The organism is Thermobacillus xylanilyticus, from assembly GCF_907165215.1.
Lineage (GTDB): Bacteria > Bacillota > Bacilli > Paenibacillales > Paenibacillaceae > Thermobacillus > Thermobacillus xylanilyticus.
In genome coordinates this window covers 63,079-81,879 of record NZ_CAJRAY010000070.1, presented here as the reverse complement: position 1 = coordinate 81,879, position 18,801 = coordinate 63,079, and the positions used below count along the sequence as shown (strand labels likewise).

The 18,801-nt window shown below is 62.1% G+C and carries 19 protein-coding genes and 1 riboswitch; of the genes, 1 reads left to right on the top strand and 18 read right to left on the bottom strand.

The features are described from left to right. Positions 1-226 precede the first annotated feature (226 nt). Positions 227-1,816 carry a phosphoglycerate dehydrogenase gene (gene serA / locus KJQ12_RS13555; RefSeq protein ID WP_213485100.1) on the top strand — a complete coding sequence of 530 codons (1,590 nt, stop codon included), beginning with the start codon at positions 227-229 and terminating at the stop codon, positions 1,814-1,816. A 137-nt stretch (positions 1,817-1,953) separates the two neighbouring features. On the opposite strand, the gene KJQ12_RS13550 is transcribed toward serA, so the two are convergent. The 18 genes from KJQ12_RS13550 to KJQ12_RS13465 all read right to left on the bottom strand — a co-directional run bounded on the left by KJQ12_RS13550 (position 1,954) and on the right by KJQ12_RS13465 (position 18,777). Continuing rightward, the gene (locus KJQ12_RS13550; RefSeq protein WP_213485099.1) at positions 1,954-3,393 is read right to left on the bottom strand and encodes a HAMP domain-containing sensor histidine kinase; all 1,440 of its coding nucleotides are present in this window, start codon (positions 3,391-3,393) and stop codon (positions 1,954-1,956) included. 1 nt (position 3,394) lies between these two features. Next, complete coding sequence (locus KJQ12_RS13545) at positions 3,395-4,111, bottom strand: response regulator transcription factor (protein ID WP_213485097.1); 717 nt, start codon at positions 4,109-4,111, stop codon at positions 3,395-3,397. 33 nt (positions 4,112-4,144) lie between these two features. Further along, positions 4,145-5,404 (bottom strand): cytochrome c biogenesis protein CcsA, encoded by a 1,260-nt coding sequence (ccsA, locus tag KJQ12_RS13540; protein ID WP_213485096.1) that lies wholly within the window; start codon positions 5,402-5,404, stop codon positions 4,145-4,147. Continuing rightward, complete coding sequence (gene resB / locus KJQ12_RS13535; protein ID WP_213485107.1) at positions 5,401-7,053, bottom strand: cytochrome c biogenesis protein ResB; 1,653 nt, start codon at positions 7,051-7,053, stop codon at positions 5,401-5,403. Before resB ends, ccsA begins: the two co-directional genes overlap by 4 nt. Positions 7,054-7,085: 32 nt before the next feature. Then, positions 7,086-7,619: a redoxin family protein gene (locus tag KJQ12_RS13530; protein WP_213485092.1), complete on the bottom strand. Its 534-nt coding sequence runs from the start codon at positions 7,617-7,619 to the stop codon at positions 7,086-7,088. 84 nt (positions 7,620-7,703) lie between these two features. After that, entirely contained in the window at positions 7,704-8,444 is a 741-nt protein-coding gene (locus KJQ12_RS13525; protein WP_213485090.1) for a pseudouridine synthase, read from the bottom strand. Between the two features lie 124 nt (positions 8,445-8,568). Continuing rightward, the gene (locus KJQ12_RS13520) at positions 8,569-9,069 is read right to left on the bottom strand and encodes a spore maturation protein (RefSeq protein WP_198285798.1); all 501 of its coding nucleotides are present in this window, start codon (positions 9,067-9,069) and stop codon (positions 8,569-8,571) included. A 39-nt stretch (positions 9,070-9,108) separates the two neighbouring features. Then, positions 9,109-9,822, bottom strand: coding sequence for a nucleoside recognition domain-containing protein (locus KJQ12_RS13515; RefSeq protein ID WP_015254776.1), 714 nt, complete (start codon positions 9,820-9,822; stop codon positions 9,109-9,111). Between the two features lie 3 nt (positions 9,823-9,825). Further along, entirely contained in the window at positions 9,826-11,004 is a 1,179-nt protein-coding gene (locus KJQ12_RS13510) for a D-alanyl-D-alanine carboxypeptidase family protein (RefSeq protein WP_015254777.1), read from the bottom strand. 156 nt (positions 11,005-11,160) lie between these two features. Next, positions 11,161-11,637, bottom strand: a complete 477-nt coding sequence (gene ytfJ, locus KJQ12_RS13505; RefSeq protein WP_015254778.1) for a GerW family sporulation protein — start codon at positions 11,635-11,637, stop codon at positions 11,161-11,163. A 136-nt stretch (positions 11,638-11,773) separates the two neighbouring features. Further along, complete coding sequence (locus KJQ12_RS13500) at positions 11,774-12,448, bottom strand: DUF2953 domain-containing protein (RefSeq protein WP_213485089.1); 675 nt, start codon at positions 12,446-12,448, stop codon at positions 11,774-11,776. A 164-nt stretch (positions 12,449-12,612) separates the two neighbouring features. Continuing rightward, the gene (gene scpB, locus KJQ12_RS13495; protein ID WP_213485088.1) at positions 12,613-13,218 is read right to left on the bottom strand and encodes an SMC-Scp complex subunit ScpB; all 606 of its coding nucleotides are present in this window, start codon (positions 13,216-13,218) and stop codon (positions 12,613-12,615) included. Further along, positions 13,187-13,969 carry a segregation and condensation protein A gene (locus KJQ12_RS13490; protein WP_015254781.1) on the bottom strand — a complete coding sequence of 261 codons (783 nt, stop codon included), beginning with the start codon at positions 13,967-13,969 and terminating at the stop codon, positions 13,187-13,189. Before KJQ12_RS13490 ends, scpB begins: the two co-directional genes overlap by 32 nt. A gap of 35 nt (positions 13,970-14,004) precedes the next feature. After that, on the bottom strand, positions 14,005-14,475 hold the full coding sequence (ribH, locus tag KJQ12_RS13485; protein WP_041854346.1) for a 6,7-dimethyl-8-ribityllumazine synthase: 471 nt from the start codon (positions 14,473-14,475) through the stop codon (positions 14,005-14,007). Between the two features lie 8 nt (positions 14,476-14,483). Continuing rightward, a complete protein-coding gene (locus tag KJQ12_RS13480) occupies positions 14,484-15,710 on the bottom strand; it encodes a bifunctional 3,4-dihydroxy-2-butanone-4-phosphate synthase/GTP cyclohydrolase II (protein ID WP_213485083.1) in 1,227 nt (408 codons plus the stop codon). Between the two features lie 37 nt (positions 15,711-15,747). Further along, entirely contained in the window at positions 15,748-16,416 is a 669-nt protein-coding gene (ribE, locus tag KJQ12_RS13475; protein ID WP_213485082.1) for a riboflavin synthase, read from the bottom strand. Positions 16,417-16,419: 3 nt separating this feature from the next. Beyond that, a complete protein-coding gene (ribD, locus tag KJQ12_RS13470; RefSeq protein ID WP_213485080.1) occupies positions 16,420-17,538 on the bottom strand; it encodes a bifunctional diaminohydroxyphosphoribosylaminopyrimidine deaminase/5-amino-6-(5-phosphoribosylamino)uracil reductase RibD in 1,119 nt (372 codons plus the stop codon). 443 nt (positions 17,539-17,981) lie between these two features. After that, positions 17,982-18,170: riboswitch (FMN riboswitch) on the bottom strand. Positions 18,171-18,345: 175 nt separating this feature from the next. Continuing rightward, positions 18,346-18,777 (bottom strand): peptidylprolyl isomerase, encoded by a 432-nt coding sequence (locus KJQ12_RS13465; RefSeq protein WP_213485079.1) that lies wholly within the window; start codon positions 18,775-18,777, stop codon positions 18,346-18,348. Positions 18,778-18,801 lie beyond the last annotated feature (24 nt).

Sequence of the window (18,801 nt, the reverse complement as noted above, 5' to 3'; positions counted from 1 at the left end):
CCCATAGTGACATTATCTCAGAACAGTTATACCGTGACATTATCACAGAACAACGACATTTAAGCAACAATGACAATTGCGCGAAAACGATGTTTGCTATAAAATAGTTAAAGTCTGCAAGCCATATCGGTGCAGTGCGTGATATGAAACTCTCGTCCGAGACGGCAGACGGCATCGGGCGGGGGTTTCCTTATTTTGCATTTTGGCACGGGAGGTTCATGGGGGCATGTTCAGAATTCTCGTAATGGATTCGATCAGCGACCACGGCATTCAGCAGCTGATCGATGCGGAAGACGTGACCGTCGACAAGAAGGCCGGCCTGAGCGAAGACGAGCTCGCCGCCATCATCGGCGATTACGACGCGCTGCTCGTGCGCAGCCAGACGAAGGTCACCGCCCGCATCATGGATGCCGGCAAGAAGCTGAAAGTCGTCGGCCGCGCGGGCGTCGGCGTCGACAACATCGATCTGGCGGCCGCAACCGAGCGCGGCATCGTCGTCATCAACGCGCCGGACGGCAATACGATCACGACGTGCGAGCATACCTTCGCCATGATGATGGCGCTCGCCCGCCATATTCCGCAGGCTTATGCCAAGACGATCTCCGGCGTATGGGACCGCAAATCGTTCGTCGGCGTCGAGCTGCGCAACAAGAAGCTCGGCATTCTCGGCATGGGCCGGATCGGCAGCGAGGTGGCCGTCCGCGCGAAGGCTTTCGGCATGGAAGTGCTGGGCTACGACCCGTTCCTGACGGAAGAGCGGGCGGACAAGCTGGGGGTCAAGCTGTCCACCGTGGAAGACATTGTGCGCACGGCGGACTTCATCACGGTCCATACCCCGCTCACGCCGGAAACCCGCCACATGATTTCGCGCCCGCAGTTTGAGATCATGAAGCCGGGCATGCGCATCATCAACTGCGCGCGCGGCGGCATCATCGACGAGCAGGCGCTGGTCGAAGCGATCGACAGCGGCATCGTTGCCGGCGCGGCCTTCGACGTGTTCGAGTCCGAGCCGCCGGCGCCGGATCATCCGTTCCTCCGCCATCCGAAGATCATCGTGACGCCGCATCTCGGTGCATCGACGGTCGAGGCGCAGGAGAACGTGGCGATCGACGTGTCGGAACAGGTGCTCCACATTCTGCGCGGCGAGCCGTTCAAGAACGCGGTGAACATGCCGTCGATTCCGTCGGAGGTTCTGAACAAGCTGCAACCGTACTATCCGCTCACCGAGAAGCTCGGCAAAGTCGCCGCCCAGCTCGCGGAAGGCGCGGTGGAAGAGATCAGCGTCAGCTATTCGGGCGAAGTCGCCGATGTCGACACCTCCTCCCTCACCCGCTCCGTCGTCAAGGGCGTGCTCTCGCACCATCTCGGCGATGATCAGGTGAACCTGGTGAACAGCCTTCATCTTGCGAAGACGCGCGGCGTCAACATCGTGTCGAACAAGTCGTACACGCACAAAGGCTTCACCAACCTGATCACGGTGAAGCTGCGCACGAAAGGCGAGGAACGGCTCGTCTCCGGCACCCTGCTGAACGGTCTCGGCGCCCGCATCGTCCAGATCGACCAGTTCCCGGTGGACATTGCGCCGGAAGGCAATCTCGTGCTCGTCAGCCACCATGACAAACCGGGCATCATCGGCCGCGTCGGCACGCTGCTCGGCTCGAACGACGTCAATATCGCGACGATGCAGGTCGGCCGCAAACTAGTCGGCGGCGAAGCGATCATGGTACTGTCCGTCGACAAACCCGTGCCGAAGGACGTGCTGGCGGAAATCTCCAGACTTCCGGATCTGAAGAACGCGAAAGAGATTCACGTGTAAGCCATAAAGTAAGCGAGGGCTTGATCCAGCCGTTCCAAGGACGGCATCCGGATCAAGCCCTTTATTTTCGGTTCAGCCGTGCAATGTCTGTTCCACGACCAACAAGAAAACCCGCAGCGATTCGACGGCGCGGACGGTTACGGCTGCGCCGGTTCGACAGGCAGCAGCAGCGTGAACGCCGTGCCCCGCCCGACTTCGCTCTCCACGCTGATCCGGCCGCGGTGCGCCTCGACGATGTTCTTCACGATGGCGAGGCCGAGGCCCGTGCCGGAACTTGCTCCGCGCTTGCGCGCCTTGTCGGCTTTATAGAACCGCTCGAAAATGTACGGCAAATCTTCCGCCGGAATGCCCTGCCCTTCATCCCGCACGACGACGCGGACATGGCTGCGTCCGTCCAGGACCTCCGGTTCCGCCGCAAGCTCGATCGCCGCGCCGGCCGGCGTGTGGCGCATCGCGTTGTCAAGCAGGTTCGTGAGCACCTGTTCCAGCCGGTCTTCGTCGGCGGCATTCAGAATCAGCGGATGATCAGGGAGCGCGCTGCTCAGCCGGATGTCCCGTTCCTTGGCGTAGACGAGGAATTTGCGGTGCACGCGCCGGATGAGGTCGCTGATGTTCACCACCTGCTGCTTGATCTCGAAATGGCCGTTCTCCATCCTCGCCAAGTCGAGCAGGTCGTTCACCAGCCGGCCCATCCGCACCGACTCGTCATGAATGATGCGGGCGATGTCGCGACGTTCTTCGGGCGACGCCGCGATGTCGTCCAGCAGCGCCTCGCTGTAGCCCTGCAGCATCGACAGCGGCGTGCGGATCTCGTGTGATACGTTCGCAATGAAGTCCGTCCGCAGCTTCTCCAGCCGGAACTCCTCCGTCACATCGCGCAGCACGGCGACGGCCCCGCGAACGCCCTGCTCCGAATTGAGCGGCGCCATGACGACCGACCAGACCTCGTTGTGGACGTGGACTTTCCCGCTCAGGTCGCGTCCTTCCCGCAGCACGGCATCGTACAGCTCGCGCAGCGGCCCCGGCACGCCGCCGTGCCGCTCGTCCGCATCCGGCTCGCCTTCCCACGCGATGCCCGCCCACCGCTTAAGCAAGTCCTCTCCCTGCGGATTGGACTGGATCGTCTGCCCCCGGGCGTCGAAGGTGATGACGGCGTCCGTCATGCTGCGCAGAATGCCGGAGAGATGATCCTTCTCGTGCTGCAGATCGCGGATCAGCTTGTCGACCTCGGCGGCCATGTGGTTGAACGTGCCCGCCAGTTCCCCGATCTCGTCAGTGGAGCGGATCGGCAGGCGCATCCGGTAATCGCCCTGCGCGATCAGATCCGCCGCCCGCTTCATCTCCAGCAGCGGCTGGGTGATCTTGAACGACAGGAAAAAAGCGAAGAACGTCGTCAGCAGAAAGCCGATGACGCCCGTGATCACAAACAGCAGTTTAATGTTATAGGCGTTGTTCGAAAACGCCAGATCGATGTATTGCAGCAGGAACATGCCGAGAATGACGAGGACGACCGCGACCAGTCCGATGATCGTCGCCCACAGCTTGAAGACGACGCTCCGCACGAAGCGCAGAATCATATCACTTCGGCACCTCGAGTTTGTATCCGACGCCCCAAACCGTTGTGATCATCGCCGCCGCCTCCGGCGACACCCGGTTCAGCTTCTCGCGCAGCCGCTTCACGTGGGTGTCCACCGTTCGCAGATCGCCGAAAAACTCGTAGTTCCATACATCTTTCAGCAGATCTTCCCGGGTGAACACTTTGTCCGGCGACAGGGCCAGGTAGTGGAGCAGCTCGTATTCCTTCGGCGTCAACTGCACTTCCTGCCCGTTCGCCGTGACGCGATGCGCGTCATGTTCAATCATCAGGTGCGGGAACACGATGTTGTTGCTTGCGTGCGTCTCCCGCGTCAGGTAGGCGGTCGCCGAAGAGCGGCGAAGGATCGCCTTCACGCGGTAGATGACTTCGCGCGGGCTGAACGGCTTCACGACGTAGTCGTCCGCACCGGATTCGAATCCCTGCACCCGGTTCATCTCTTCGCCCTTGGCGGTCAGCATGAGCACCGGCGTCGCCTTCGACTGCCGCAGCTTCGAGCAGACTTCGATGCCGTCCATGCCGGGAAGCATCAGATCGAGAATGATGAGATCGTAGTCCCGCTCGAGGGCCATCCGGAGCGCCTGCCCCCCGTCCTCCGCTTCGTCGATCTGATAATTCTCCTTCTCGAGATACATGCGCAGGAGCCGCCGGATGCGCTCCTCGTCATCCACGACCAGAATCCGTTCCGTCTGTTCCGACACCGTTCCCACACTCCTTCAACATCGCAGGTAGAATCAGACGCCGGCGTACGAATGAAGGCCGGCGATGATCAGATTGACGCCGATCAGGGTGAACATCACGATGAGAAAACCGATGACCGACAGCCATGACGACTTGAGGCCATGCCATCCGCGCGACAGACGCAAGTGAAGATACGCGCTGTAAAACAGCCACGTGATGAGCGCCCAGACTTCCTTCGGATCCCAGCCCCAGAACCGTCCCCACGCCTGCTCCGCCCAGATCATGGCGAAGATGAGGCCGCCCAGGGTGAAGATCGGGAAGCCGATCGCGATCGCCCGATAGCTGATCTCGTCCAGATCGTCCGGATCGATGCCGTCCAGCAGCGGATGGATGGCGGCGCCGAGCGGCTTGCGCGCCAGAAGACGGAGCAAGCCGTACAGGATCGTGCCGCTGATGACAGACCAGATCACCGTGTTCAGCTTCCGACCCGCGTTCACGCCGTTCATCCAGCCCGGCGCTTCGAACAGCGGCCTGTCGAGCCCCAGGAACGGCTGGATCGATACGGGCTCGCTGTCGTGCGGCTTTACAATCGGCGGCAGCTGATATTCGACGGTCTGCGTCGTCAGCTGTTCGTTGCCGCGCGCGTCGATCGACAGATTCTCCTGCACGAACGACGCTTCGTAGCCGGACCCGCGGAACGCGAAGACCGTGATGATGAAGCCGGCGACGACGATCAGCACATACAGCGAGAACTCCAGCCAACGCTGCGATCTGCGTGCGGAAGCGCTCTTGTCGTTATAATCGGTTACGCGCAGCAAATACATGAGGCCGGCGGCAAAGCCGACGGCGAAAAACGCCTCGCCGAGCGCAGCGCCCGTCACGTGCAGCCTCAGCCAGTTGGACTGGAGCGACGGCACGAGCGGCTGCACCTCCTGCGGGAAGACCGCAGCATACGCGATGATCAGAACCGTCAGCGGCAGCGCGAACATGCCGAGCAGCGGGGAACGGTAAATCGCGAACAGGATGGTGAACGCGATCATGATCGCCATGCCGAGCAAAGTCAGGAACTCGTACATGTTGCTCGTCGGAATATGGCCCGCCCCCGCCCAGCGGGTGAAGAAGAACACCAGATGGGCCGCGAGGCCGAGCGAAGAGAAGACGAACGCGATTCGTCCCCACTTGCGCAGATGGCCTTCCGGCTCGCGATTCTTCCATTTTCTCCCGATGACAGCAATCACATATAGCAGAAACGCGACGCAGTAGAGCGCGAACGCGGTGATGAACGCTCCGCTGCTGATGGATAGCCAGTTCACTCTTTTTTACCTCCGTTATCCAGCGACTTCGGGTCGACGTCGAGGCCCGCCCTGCGCAAGGCGGCGGCGACTTCCGCCCTCAGACCGTACCAGTTTTTGTTCGTATGCGCGCCGAGCGTCAGCCGGCCGTCGTCGATGCGCAGCCATACCCGGCGATGCTGCCAGTAGAATCCCATGACCAGCCCGATCAGCGAGATGAAGGCGCCGACGAAGACGAACGGCAGCGCCCGGTCGACGCGGACATTGAGATAGCTGACGTCGCCGGCGAATTCCACGTTCGCCATGTCCGTCACGCGGATGTCGAACCGTTCGGCCATTTCGCCGTTGATCAGGTCCTGGCCGAACCGCTCGCGGTCGGTCTGGATCGGGAAGTAGAAGAACGTCTCCCCTTCCGCCGGAAGATCCGGCCCCTGGATCAGGAACAGGAACGCCGGCGCGTTCGGCTGGGACGACAGGTTCGCCGGCTCGCCGCTTGCGTTCACCGTGAAATCGAGGAACCGTGTAATCAGCTTCAGCCGGTACGGGCCGAGTTCATACTCCGATTCCGGCTCGAGGATCGACAGCTCGAAAGGTCCGTACGATTCGCCGCTCTTCAGATCCATCAGCACCGGACGGACCGCCTTGAGCCTCGGCGTCGTGTCGTAGTCGAACTGGTACAGCTTGAGCCCCTTGTATTCGAGCGGGTCGTTGACGAGAATGTCGTGCGTTTTCACCTTGCGCAGGACGGGTTCCAGCGCCGTGCTGCCGCAGTTCGCTTCGCATACGTACAGCTCGGCCTTCGTCTCGAACCGCTTCGGGCGCATCGTCCCCTTCAGCCGGTCCGGCATTTCGTCATCCGAGTAGTACTCAACCTCGAAATCGATGTTTTTCACATAATAGTTCGTTTCGGGAATCGGCACGGCCTCGCCTTCCCGCACGGCCACATATTCATCCAGCTGCCAGCCGGGGATGGCGCGGGCGAGGACGGCCAGCAGGAAAATAATCAGCCCGATATGGTTGATGTACGGCCCCCACCGGCTGAACCGGTTCTTCTCGGCGAGCAGCGCCGTCTGTTCCGCCGCGACGCGGAACCGCTTCTTCCTGAGCTGCTCCGCCAGCTTCCGCGTCCATTCCTCGTCGCCGCCTTCCAGATCCGCGGCATAGGTCACCCGCTGGCGCGTCAGGAACTGGAGATGCTTCCGGATCTGCTGCTTGTTCAGCGCCCGGTACAGCGGCAGCACCCGGTCCAGGCTGCAGATGACGAGCGAAGCGCCGATCATGACGAGCAGCGTGATGAACCACCACGACTCGTACGTATGGGACAAGCCGAGCGCATAGTAGATTTTGCCGGCCAGCCCGTAGTTCTCTTCGTAATATGCGGGATCGAAATTGATGAACGTGTTCTCCTGCGGATAGATCGTGCCGAGCATCGCCCCGATCAGCGTGATGACGATCAGGACGACGGCCACCTTGACCGAGGAGAAGAAATTCCAGATGCGGTCGATCAGGTTCGGATTCGCCTTCTGCGACCGGCGCGCCACGCCGTCATACCGCATCTCGAGCGGGCGGTTCGACAAGGCCTCCTCGCCGAGCGGCTTCCCGCAAGATTCGCACAGCGTCGTATCCGGCGGATTCTGGTGCCCGCATTCGCATTTCGTGTTTTCAAACAATGCCGCCAATGCTGCCTGCTCCTTTCCGGATGTCACGCCTCCATCAGTTTCAGAATGCGCTGTTCAATGTCCTCTTCGGTCATTCCGCCGACTTTGATGTCCTGAATTCGTCCGTCGCGGCTGATGAAGAACGTTGTCGGATAGGAACGCAGCGCATATTTCTTCTCGATCATCCGATTCTTGTCGCGCAGGATCGTATAGTGCAGATCGAACCGTTTCAGAAAATCCCGCACGGTGATGTCGTCCTCGCTCAGATTGATCGCAAGCACGACGAGCCCTTGATCCCGGTATTTCAAATATTGCCTGTCGATCGCCGGCATCTCCGCCACGCACGGCGGGCAGAAGCTGCCCCAGAAATTAATGACCACGGGTTTCCCCTTGTAATCGTCAAGGCTGTGCAGATTGCCTTCGATATCGGCCACATTCTCGAACGACGGCGGACGTCCGCCGATCTTGGGCTTGTCATCGTCCGACACGAACAGCGTCTTGCCGACCGCGTAACCGCCGAGCAGCAGAATGCCGATCAGGATGACGTATTGGATAATCTTGCGCTCCCGGCCTTTCATCCGCTGTCCACCTTTCCGTGAGTTAACCGTTATTCTCCATCATTATAACGAATCCCGGCGCCTTGGGGCTCCGGGGCTGAATCGTTATTTATGAACTTTATGTGACCTTTCGGCTTCCATTAGCAGCGCCTTCACCTCTTCGGGCTTGAGTTCGCGGTACTTGCCGCGGGGAATGCCCTGCAGGGTAAGACTGCCGAAGCGCACGCGCCTCAGCCGCTTCACCGGATGGCCGATCGCTTCGAACATCCGCCGCACCTGCCGGTTGCGTCCTTCGTACAGCGTAATCTCGATGGTCGCCTCGTTCTTGTCCATATCCACGTCCCGGTACTCGACTTCCGCGGGAGCCGTCATGCCGTCGTCCAGATTGATGCCTGCCGCCAGCTTCTCAAGGAGCGTGCCGTGCGGGATCCCCTTCACGACGGCATGGTACGTCCGCGGGATATGGCCGGAAGGATGCGTCAGCTTGTTGGCGAAATCGCCGTCGTTCGTGACGATGAGCAGACCTTCCGTATCGTAATCGAGACGTCCGACCGGGTACACCCGTTCCTTGACGTCGCGGAAATAATCAGCCATCACCCTGCGCCCTTCCGGATCGCGGGCGCTCGTGATGACGCCCTTCGGCTTGTTGAACGCGAAGTACAGCTTTTTTTCCGGGCGGATGGGGCGTCCGGCGACCTTGATCTCGTCGACGGCCGGATCAGCTTTCGCCCCGAGCGTGCGGACGACCTCGCCGTTCACTTCCACCTGGCCGGACAGGATCAGTTCTTCGCATTTCCGCCGCGATGCAATCCCTGCGCGGGCCATGATCTTCTGCAGTCGTTCCAATCGTTGTCACCTCTCGTCAACATCATACCCGTCCGCGGGCAAAATCACAAGCGGACCGCCCATTGGCATACGAAAACGGGAACTCCGGCGCTTAGCCGAAAGTTCCCGCTTGTCACCGAATGTTTCATCCGAAAACGATCATGCAGACGGCGATGGCGGCGACGAATCCGACCAGATCCGAGAACAGCCCGACCTTGAGCGCGTAGCGCGTACGGCGGATGCCGACCGCGCCGAAATAGACGGTGAGCACATAGAGCGTCGTGTCCGTGCTGCCCTGGATGGTCGACGCGATGCGGCCGATCATCGAATCCGGCCCGTACGTCTTGATGAGATCAGTCGTATACGCCAGCGATCCCGCGCCGGTGATCGGCCGAAGCAGGCCGAGCGGCACGACTTCGCTCGGCACGCCCAGCCGCTCGAACAGCGGCTTTACCGCCGCGAGCATCAGATCCATCGCACCCGAAGCGCGGAACATGCTGATGGCCGTGATCATGCCGACCAGATGCGGAATGAGGCCGACGGCCGTCCCGAAGCCGTCCTTCGCGCCTTCGACGAACGTTTCGTACACCGGCACCTTGCGGTAAGCCGCGTACAGCGGAATGAAGGCGATCATGGCGGGGATCATCCAGGCGGAGAGCGTCGTGACGAGCGCGTACACCGGCGCTCACCCGCCTTCCGCATGCGGCGGACGGCCAGAACCGCCGGCTGCCGGCGGCAGCGGTTCTTCCGCCGGACGCCGGGATCTCCCCGCGCGTGTCGTCCGGGGCAGCCCGGCCGGCGGATCCGACCGGTGCGGCGGCCGCAAGGCGCGGCTGCGATACCAGCGGTCGGCCAGCAGCGCCGCGCCCGTCGCGATCGCCGTGGCGGCGATGGTCGTGCCGACGATTTCCGCCGGATTCGCGGAGCCGAAGTTCATCCGGATCGCGATGAGCGTCGTCGGCACGAGCGTAATGCTCGACGTATTGATCGCAAGCAGCGTGCACATGGCGGGCGTGGCCGTCTTCGGATCGGGATTCAGCTTCTGCAGCTCTTGCATCGCCTTGATGCCCATCGGCGTCGCGGCGTTGCCGAGCCCGAGCAGATTCGCGCTCATGTTCGACATGATGTATCCGATCGCCGGGTGATCCTTCGGCACGTCGGGGAACAGGCGACGGACGGCCGGACCGAGCAAGGCCGCCAGCTTCCCCAGCAATCCCGCGTCCTCGGCGATCCGCATCAGGCCCATCCAGAACACGAGCACGCTGATGAGCCCGAAGCATACGGTAACGCCGGTCTGCGCGCCGTCGAACGCCGCCTTGGTCAGTTCGTCCATCCGGCCGGTCGCGGCGGCGGCGATGAAACTGAGCACGATCATGCCGAGCCAGATCAGGTTGACCACGGCTCACACCTCCCGCATCAGCAGCGTCAGACCGACCGTCCGCAGGGCGGAGAGCAGCGTGCGCGCCGCCGGCCGGGCTTCCGGCTGCGGCCCGGCGCCGGACGAAACGGCCTTCCGGTCAGCCTGGCCGCGCGACAAGCCGGGCTGCTCCAGCAGCTTCAGCGGCACCGAACCGATCGGCACGCCGCCGAGCTCCAATTCCAGCCGCCCGGCATCGCCGAGCAGCGTCCGGACATCGTCCTGCGGGCGGACGACGAGCCGCGTCGTGATCCGCTCCCGCTCGCCTTCCGCCAGCGGGTAACGGAACGTGCGTCCGGCCGCCAGACTGTAGCCCGCGATCTTGCGGCCTTCTTCCACAATGGTTTGCAGCGGATAATGCCGGAACCCCCAGTCGAGCAGCCGCTGATGATCGGCCCAATCGTCTCCGTCATTGAGCGTGACGGCCGCGAGCTGCTGTCCGCCCCGCGTGGCCGAACTGACGAGGCAGCGGTGCGCCAGTTTCGTATAGCCGGTCTTGACGCCGTCCGCCCCTTCGTACATGGTGAGCATTTTGTTCTTGTTCGTCCATATGTAGTCCCATTCCGCGTTCGGATTCGGCACCTTTTTGACGCGGGTCTTCACGATTTCGCGGAATACCGGATTGCGCAAGGCGTATGCGGTGAGCCTCGCCAGATCGTTCGCGGACGAATAATGATCGTCGTGGTCAAGTCCGTGCGGGTTCATGAAATGCGTGTTCGCAAGTCCGAGCTCGCGGGCTTTCTCGTTCATCATCCAGACAAACCCTTCCTCCGAGCCCCCGACATGCTCGGCGATCGCGACGGCGGCGTCGTTGCCGGAGCGAAGCATGAGGCCGTACAGCAGGTGGTGAAGGCTCATCTCCTCGCCCGCCTTAAGGTAGATCGACGATCCTTCTTTGCCCGCCGCGCGGCTGCTCGTCTTGACGATATCGGACAAGTCGCCGTTCTCGATGGCGACGATCGCGGTCATGATCTTCGTCAGACTGGCGATGCGCATCCGTTTGTCGCCGTTGTGGCTGTAAAGCAGCCTTCCCGATTCGACGTCGATCAGCGCGGCGGCTTCCGCGTTTGTCTCGATCGGGCGGGGCGCGGCGGCGGCTCCCGGCGAGACGGCCGATGCCAGCAAAGCGGCGACGGCCAGAATCCATAGCATGCGCGGCTTCATCCTGCGGCTTCCTCCTTCGCGGACTGGCGGATCGGGCGCGAGTCAGGCCGCGCCCGACCCCCGGGTCTTGTACCATCGTATGTCCGAGCCTCCGCCCGAATGCTTCGGTCCTGCAAAAGCCGAAAAAAAAAACTGCCCTTGAGCGGGCAGTTTCCATCAGACGACCGGGGTGTTCGCCGTTGTTGCTTCCGTCTCGATCTGCGCGTCCGAAACGTGCTTGTGCGAGCCGGATTTCATCATGGCCGAAAGCTTGTCGAGCATCTTCGGAGCCGAGTCGATGACGCGCTCCCACAGGTGGGTCTGGTTGTCCAGCGAAACGATCTTGACGCCCTGCGAGCCGACGACCAGGAATGCGATCGGCGTAATCGACACGCCGGCGCCGCTGCCGCCGCCGAAAGGAAGCGAGACTGTCGCGTTATGCTGATCGACCGAAGCGTGCGTCGGTTCGGAATTGCCGTCCAGTTTGATGTCGGAGCCGCCGGCGACAAAGCCGAAACCGACTTTCGAAATCGGCAGGATTACGCTGCCGTCCGGCGTCTGCACCGGATCGCCGACGATCGTGTTGACGTCCACCATCTCCCGGATGCTCTCCATGGCGGTCTCCATCAGCCCTTGGATCGGGTGCTCGAGCATGTTCATCCTCCTTCGTCGGTTAATGCTGCTGCTCACGCATGGTTAGGTTGCCCCGGGCCGGATTCTTTATGCCGCGCGATTCAGCGGGCGTGCGGCCCGCATGGCAAAGCGTTCTGTGAACGCTGTTCCCGCAGCGCTATGTACGCTGAGGCTCGGCCTTGTCCGGCTTCGTCAGCAGCTTTACCCAGCCTTCGATTCCGCCGCGCACGCGCAAGATCCGGCCAAACATGCTCAGGCCGGCAAGCAGCAGCAGGCCCGCGCGGATCCGGGCGGTGAAGGTCAGATTTGTCTTGAACACGGATGAACCGAACAGCGGTTCCACGCGCAGCACCGGCTTCGCGCAAAGGCGCAGACGGTGCGACAGGAAGCCCGTCAATCCCGCCTGGAGCGACCAGGCGGCCCCGGTCATCATCGCCGTCCAGAACGCGTCGCGCAAGCCGATGACCGTATGCCATTCCCACTCGGTCAATCTCATTCTGGCTGTCAGCCGCTTGACGACATCGGTCAAATGAAAGGTCAGCCGGAGGGCCACCCTGGTATTCCGGAAAAACCGCTCCACATCGTCCCGGTCGATATGCGCGACGCCCTGCTGTCCGCGCTTTACGAGAAATTCCGTGCCGGACCAGGACCAGTCGAACGCCTTCACCACCGAGCGCCGACGGATCAATCCGTACAGCGCGCGGATTTCCAACTCGGCTTCATCATCCGCGCCGACGCGGCGGTAACGCCCGCGCACTACGACATCCGAACTGCAGACGGCTGTGAGCAGAATGATTGCGGCGACGGAAAACCAAAACCAGGCAAACGGCATCGTCCATCCCCCGCTTTCCGACGCGTTGCCATGGATAGTATGCTCTTCCGCTGCCGGATTATGCCGCAGGCCGGACGGCTGAAAAAACGGCAGACCGAAAGCGCCGCCTGGGCGCGTACCAGTCTGCCGTCGTCAGGATTGATATGATGGTGATCAGGCCTTGGTCAGTTTTCGTCCCTGAATTCGTCCAGCGTCATCTGCATGCTGTCAAGCTTCTCGAACAGCATCTGCGTCTGCTCGGCCAGCAGATCCTGCTCGGCTTCTTCCGGCTCGGGCAGGGCGCTCAGATCCGGCAAGCCGAAATAGTCGAGGAAAGCTTTCGTCGTGCCGTACAGGATCGGCCGTCCGATCGCGTCCGCGCGGCCGACTTCCTGGATCAGTTCCTTGTTCACCAGCGACTGCAGCGCGCGATCGCTCTTGACGCCGCGGATTTCCTCGATCTCGACGCGCGTGATCGGCTGGCGGTAGGCGATGATCGCCAGCGTCTCCAGCGCGGCCTGCGACAGACTCTGCCGGCCGGGCGTATAGGCCAGCTTCTCGAAATAAGGCGCATGCTCCGGCACGGTGGTCAGGCGATAGCCTCCGGCCACTTCGGCGACGCGCAAGCCCCGGCCCTCGCGGACCATGTCCGCCTTCAGTTCTTCGGCGGCGTCCCGCGCCAGGGCGGGGTCGCAGCCGAGGATCTCGCCGAGCTGCTTCGCGCTGATCCCTTCGTCGCCGGCCATGAACAGCAGTCCCTCAATAATCGATTTCAAGGTCTTGTAATCCACTCGCCGCCGCATCCCCTCTCCATTGAATGACGATATCGTCGAACAACCGATGCTGGAAACAGTACACCGCCCGCCGCTTCATCAGTTCCAGGATGGCGAGAAAGGTCACGACGATCTCATGGCGGTCCATTTCCCGCCGGATGAGCTTCGAGAACTTGACGGTCGAATGCTCCCGCAGCAGTTCGGCAATATCGCGGATCCGGTCCTTGACCGAAATTTCGTCGCGCCTCACCGTGGAGACGATGTTGCGGCGCGCCTGCCGGCGCAGCGCGCGCATATAGGCCGCGGCCAGGTCGGCCGGCACCAGCCCCTGGACCGGATTTTCCGGCTTGGAAGGCATGTAGGGCGTCAGATCTTCGGGCTCCTTGGTGTAGACAAGCCCGCGGTCGGTCTCCAGCTCGCGCAGCTTCCCGGCGATTTCCTTGTATTTGCGGTATTCGACCAGCCGCCGGATCAGCTCTTCGCGCGTATCGATTTCGTCATCCTCGAAACCTTCGGGCCATTCTTCCTCCACGACCGGCGGTTTCGGCAGCAGCTGCCGGCTCTTGATGGCCAGCAGCGTGGCGGCCATGACGAGAAATTCGCTCGTGATCTCGAGTTCGAGTTCCTGCATGGCGTTCAGATACGCCAGATATTGGTCCGTGATCTCGCTGATCGAAATCTCGTGGATGTCGATTTCCGCCTGATCGACCAGATGGAGCAAGAGGTCGAGCGGCCCTTCGAATGTCTCGAGTTTGTAATGGATCGTCACGCTTAGAGTTCCCTTCGCTTCGGCTGTATCAATTTTCAGGCCTGGATAGCCCGGGTCAGGTTCGCCATTTCAATGGCCGTGACGGCGGCGTCCCAGCCTTTGTTGCCCGCTTTCGTGCCGGCCCGCTCCACCGCCTGCTCGATCGTGTCGGTCGTCAGGACGCCGAAAATGACCGGCACGCCCGTCTTCAGCGAGATCGCCGCGACGCCCTTGGACACCTCATTGCAGACGTAATCGAAATGCGGCGTCGAGCCGCGGATGACCGCGCCGAGCGTAATGACGGCGTCGTACTTGCCGCTTTCCGCCATCTTCTGCGCGATGAGCGGAATCTCGAACGCGCCGGGCACCCAGGCGATCTCGATCTCCGAATCGTCCGCTCCGTGCCGCTTGAGCGCGTCAAGGGCGCCCGACACCAGCTTGGATACGATAAACTCGTTGAACCGTCCGGCGACAATGCCGTATTTGAGCCCTTGCGAGACCAGCTGTCCTTCGTACACTTTCACCATTGCATCCGTCATCCTTTCTCTCCACCCAGGGAATTCAGATCGAGCATATGCCCGAGTTTCGTCTGCTTCGTCCGCAGATAGCGGACATTGTCTTCGTTCGCTTCCATCTGCAGCGGCACCCGCTCGACCACCTCGAGGCCGTAGCCTTCGAGACCCTTGATCTTGCGCGGATTGTTCGTGAGCAGCCGCATTTTGCGCACGCCCAGATCTTTCAGAATCTGCGCGCCGATGCCGTAATCGCGCAGGTCGGGCTTGAAGCCCAGTTTAATATTCGCGTCGACCGTGTCGAATCCCTGCTCCTGCAGCTTGTACGCCTTCAATTTGTTGATCAGCCCGATGCCCCGGCCTTCCTGGCGCATATAGAGCAGGACGCCGCAGCCGGCCGCGTCGATCTGGCGCAGCGCCGCCTCGAGCTGCGGACCGCAGTCGCATCGGTGGGAATGGAACACGTCGCCGGTCAGACATTCGGAATGGACGCGCACGAGCACCGGCTGGGAAGGATCGATCTGCCCTTTCACCAGCGCGACGTGCTCTTTCGAGTCGACATCGTTCGTATAGGCGATCGCGCGGAACACGCCGAAATCGGTCGGCATCCGCACCTCGACGACGCGCTGGACCAGATTTTCCTTCTCGTTCCGGTAGCGGATCAGGTCCCGGATCGTGATCAGCTTCAGCCCGTGCTTCTCGCGGAACTTGAGAAGATCCGGCAGTCTCGCCATCGTGCCGTCGTCTTTGATGATCTCGCAGATGACCGCCGCGGGATAAGCGCCGCACATCCGCGCCAGGTCGATCGCCGCTTCGGTATGGCCGGCGCGCCTCAGCACGCCGCCTTTCTTTCCGATCAGCGGGAAGATGTGGCCCGGCCGCCGGAAATCGGTTGGCTTAGCCTTCGGATCGATCAGCGCCTTCACCGTTTGGGCGCGTTCGAACGCCGATATGCCCGTCGTCGTCGAAACGTGGTCGACCGAGACGGTGAACGCCGTGCCGTGATAATCGGTATTGTGGCTGACCATCGGCGGCAGGTCAAGCTCCTCCGCGCGTTCCGGCGTAAGCGGCACGCAGACGAGGCCGCGGGCCTCCGTGATCATGAAATTGATCACCTCCGGCGTCGCCTTGTCCGCCAGCGCGATCAGATCGCCTTCATTTTCCCGGTCTTCATCGTCCACGACGATAACCGGCTTGCCCAGGATGAGATCGTATATCGCATCTTCGATCGCATCGAATTCCGGTTTCATCGCACTCCCTCCGTTTCTTCGCGCATCTTTTTGAATATCAGATAAAACCGTTCTCTCTGAGCAGCGCTTCCGTCAGGCCGCCTCCGCTGATGTCCGCCCGCCCCCCGGATTTTTGACCGAAGCCGAGCAGATGCTCCACGTATTTGCCCAATATGTCGCATTCCAGATTGACGCGGTCGCCGGGCCGCTTGTGCCGGAGCGCCGTCATTGCCAGCGTGTGCGGGATGATGGAGACGCTGAAGCTTCCGCCGTCGACCCTCGCGACCGTCAGGCTGATGCCGTCCACCGCGATCGAACCGCGCGGCACGATATAGCGCATCAGATTCGGATCGTCCGGCTTGAACGCGAACCAGACGGCGTTGCCCTCGTCCTCCCGCGACACGATGACGCCCGTACCGTCGGCATGTCCCTGCACGATATGGCCGCCGAACCGGCCGTCCGCAGGCATCGCCCGCTCCAGATTGACCGGGCTGCCCGGCTTCAGAACGCCGAGCGCCGTGTGCCGGTAAGTCTGCGGCGTCACGTCCGCGGTGAACACGCTGCCGCCCAGCGACGTCACGGTCAGACAGACGCCGCTGACCGCGATGCTGTCGCCGATTTTCGTGCCTTCGAGCACCCGGTCCGCCTCGATCGTCAGTTCCATCGACTCGCCTTTCTTTACGGCTCTCACGAGCCGTCCGACTTCCTCCACCAGACCGGTGAACATGCTCTACTCCCCTCCCTGTGCTGGCTGCTCCGGATAACCGGTGACGCACCAATCGTCTCCATAGCGTTCGATCTCGACCCGGGTGAGCCTTACGGCTTCCGCCATCCGCGCGGCGACCGGATGGTCGAACAGCGGCGTTCCGCCGCTGCCGACGATCTTCGGCGCGAAGAAGACGGCGATCTTGTCGATAAGTCCGGCCTGAAGCATCGCGCCGTTCAGCCTGCCGCCGCCCTCAAGCAGCACGGAGCCGATCTCGCGCTCGCCCAGCTTTCGCATCGCGTCATGCAGATCGATGCGCCCGCCGTCCGCGGCGCAGCCGATGACTTCGACGCCCGCCGTTTCGAGCACGCGCCTCTTGTCGGCATTGGCGTCCGCCGCGGTGAGCACGATCGTCGGCGCCTGGCCGTCGGTGAACAGCTTCAGGTTCGGCGGCAGCTTGAGCTGCGCGTCGACGACGATGCGCACCGGATGGAGGCCCGGAACCGGCGTCCGCGTCGTGAGCGACGGATCGTCCTTGAGCGCCGTGCCGGCGCCGATCATGATCGCGTCATGCAAATGCCGCAGCGTATGCACGGCCGCCCTCGACTCCTCACCGGTCACCCACTTGCTGTCGCCCGAGCCAGCGGCCAGCCTTCCGTCCAGCGTCGCGCCCGCTTTCAGCGTCACGAACGGCAGGCCGGTGCGGATATATTTCTCGAACGCTTCGTTCAGCTTCCGCGACTCGGCTTCGAGGACGCCGCTGACCGTCTCGATGCCGGCGGCCCGCAGCTTCGCAAGGCCGGTTCCCGACACCTTCGGGTTCGGGTCCGTCGCGGCGGCGACCACGCGGCCGACTCCCGCTTCGATCAGCCGGTCGGCGCATGGCGGCGTGCGGCCGTAGTGGGAACATGGTTCAAGCGTCACGTAGACGGCCGCTCCGCGCGCCTCTTCTCCGGCCATTTTCAGCGCGTGGATTTCGGCGTGCGCTTCGCCGCGCCGCAGATGGCTGCCGAGGCCGACGATCCGGCCGTCTTTCACGATGACGCAGCCGACGACCGGATTGACGCCGGTCTGGCCGCGCGCCTTCGCGGCGAGTTCGAGCGCCAGCCGCATGTAGTATTCGTCATCCAATCGGTCGATCACAACAAGAAAACCTCCGAAGTTCGTTCCTTCGGAGGCTTGGAGAATGCGGACATTTATGCGCACGCAAGGAGCGTCCGGAACCGTTAGACCCAGGTCCGGCCGAATGCTTTTTTTCAACACGGAGAGAATGGAATGGCCCGTCGGTTCACGGCCGCGCCAAATGCGGCGGCTGCAGGAAGCAGCGTATGCCTTGGCTCGCGAGGTCACATGACAAACCGGATGCCCCGGTACAGGATTTGCGTCCGCACATGCCCGAACATGCACGGATATACCGGCATGCACGCCCAGACGATAAGCGCCCGGTCATGGGTCATGGCCGAACAAGTGCAACCCGCCATTCGGGCATGCCCGGATCGACGGACTGCCGGCCGGCGCCGATTGTCGAACTCTCCATGTGAAAAAAAGTACAATCCTTGCTGTCTCAAAACTGTTGCGCTTCTGCCCGCTTCCTTCTCCCATCCAGACTGTTACTGTCGGCTCCGGAATTGCACCGGATCCACCGTGCCGTCAGACGGCTTATCGCCGTCGTTCCGGCCCGGGTCACGGGCTGACGCCGGTTCCTTGCGGCTGTGCGCCGCTCCGGAACCGCGATCACCGCCGGTAGGGACTTCCACCCTGCCCCGAAGGAAACGTTCATGAAAAATATTCAAAAGGGATACAGATGAATAGTAGCACCATCGCCGGCAATTTGCAAGAAACGCCGAACGAGCGCCCGGCTGTGGATGCCACTCGGCGGCGGAACCACGTTCCGTTAGCGTGCCCGTCCCGCCCGCGGGCCAGAGGCCACGTCCCCCGCGGTCAATCGAATCACACTTCGTAAACTTCGACTTTCTCCATGACATCGCGCCCTTTGAACGCGTCGACATGCTCCATGCCTTTGATCACTTTGCCGAACACCGTGTGCTCGCCGTCCAGATGCGGCTGCGGCTGGTAGCAGATGTAGAACTGGCTGCCGCCCGTGTTCCGTCCGGCGTGCGCCATGGCGACGGTTCCGCGCTCATGCTTGTTCGGATTGATCTCGCAGTTGATCGTATAGCCCGGGCCGCCGGTGCCGTTGCCGTTCGGGCAGCCGCCCTGCGCGACGAATCCCGGAATGACCCGGTGGAACGTCAGTCCGTTGTAGAATCCTTTGTTCGCGAGTGTCTCGAAATTTTTCACCGTATTCGGCGCGTCTTTCTCGAACAGTTCGATGACGATTTCCGCGCCATTCTGCATTTTGATTTTTGCTTGTTTGGCCATGGTCCGGCTTTCAGCTCCTCTGTC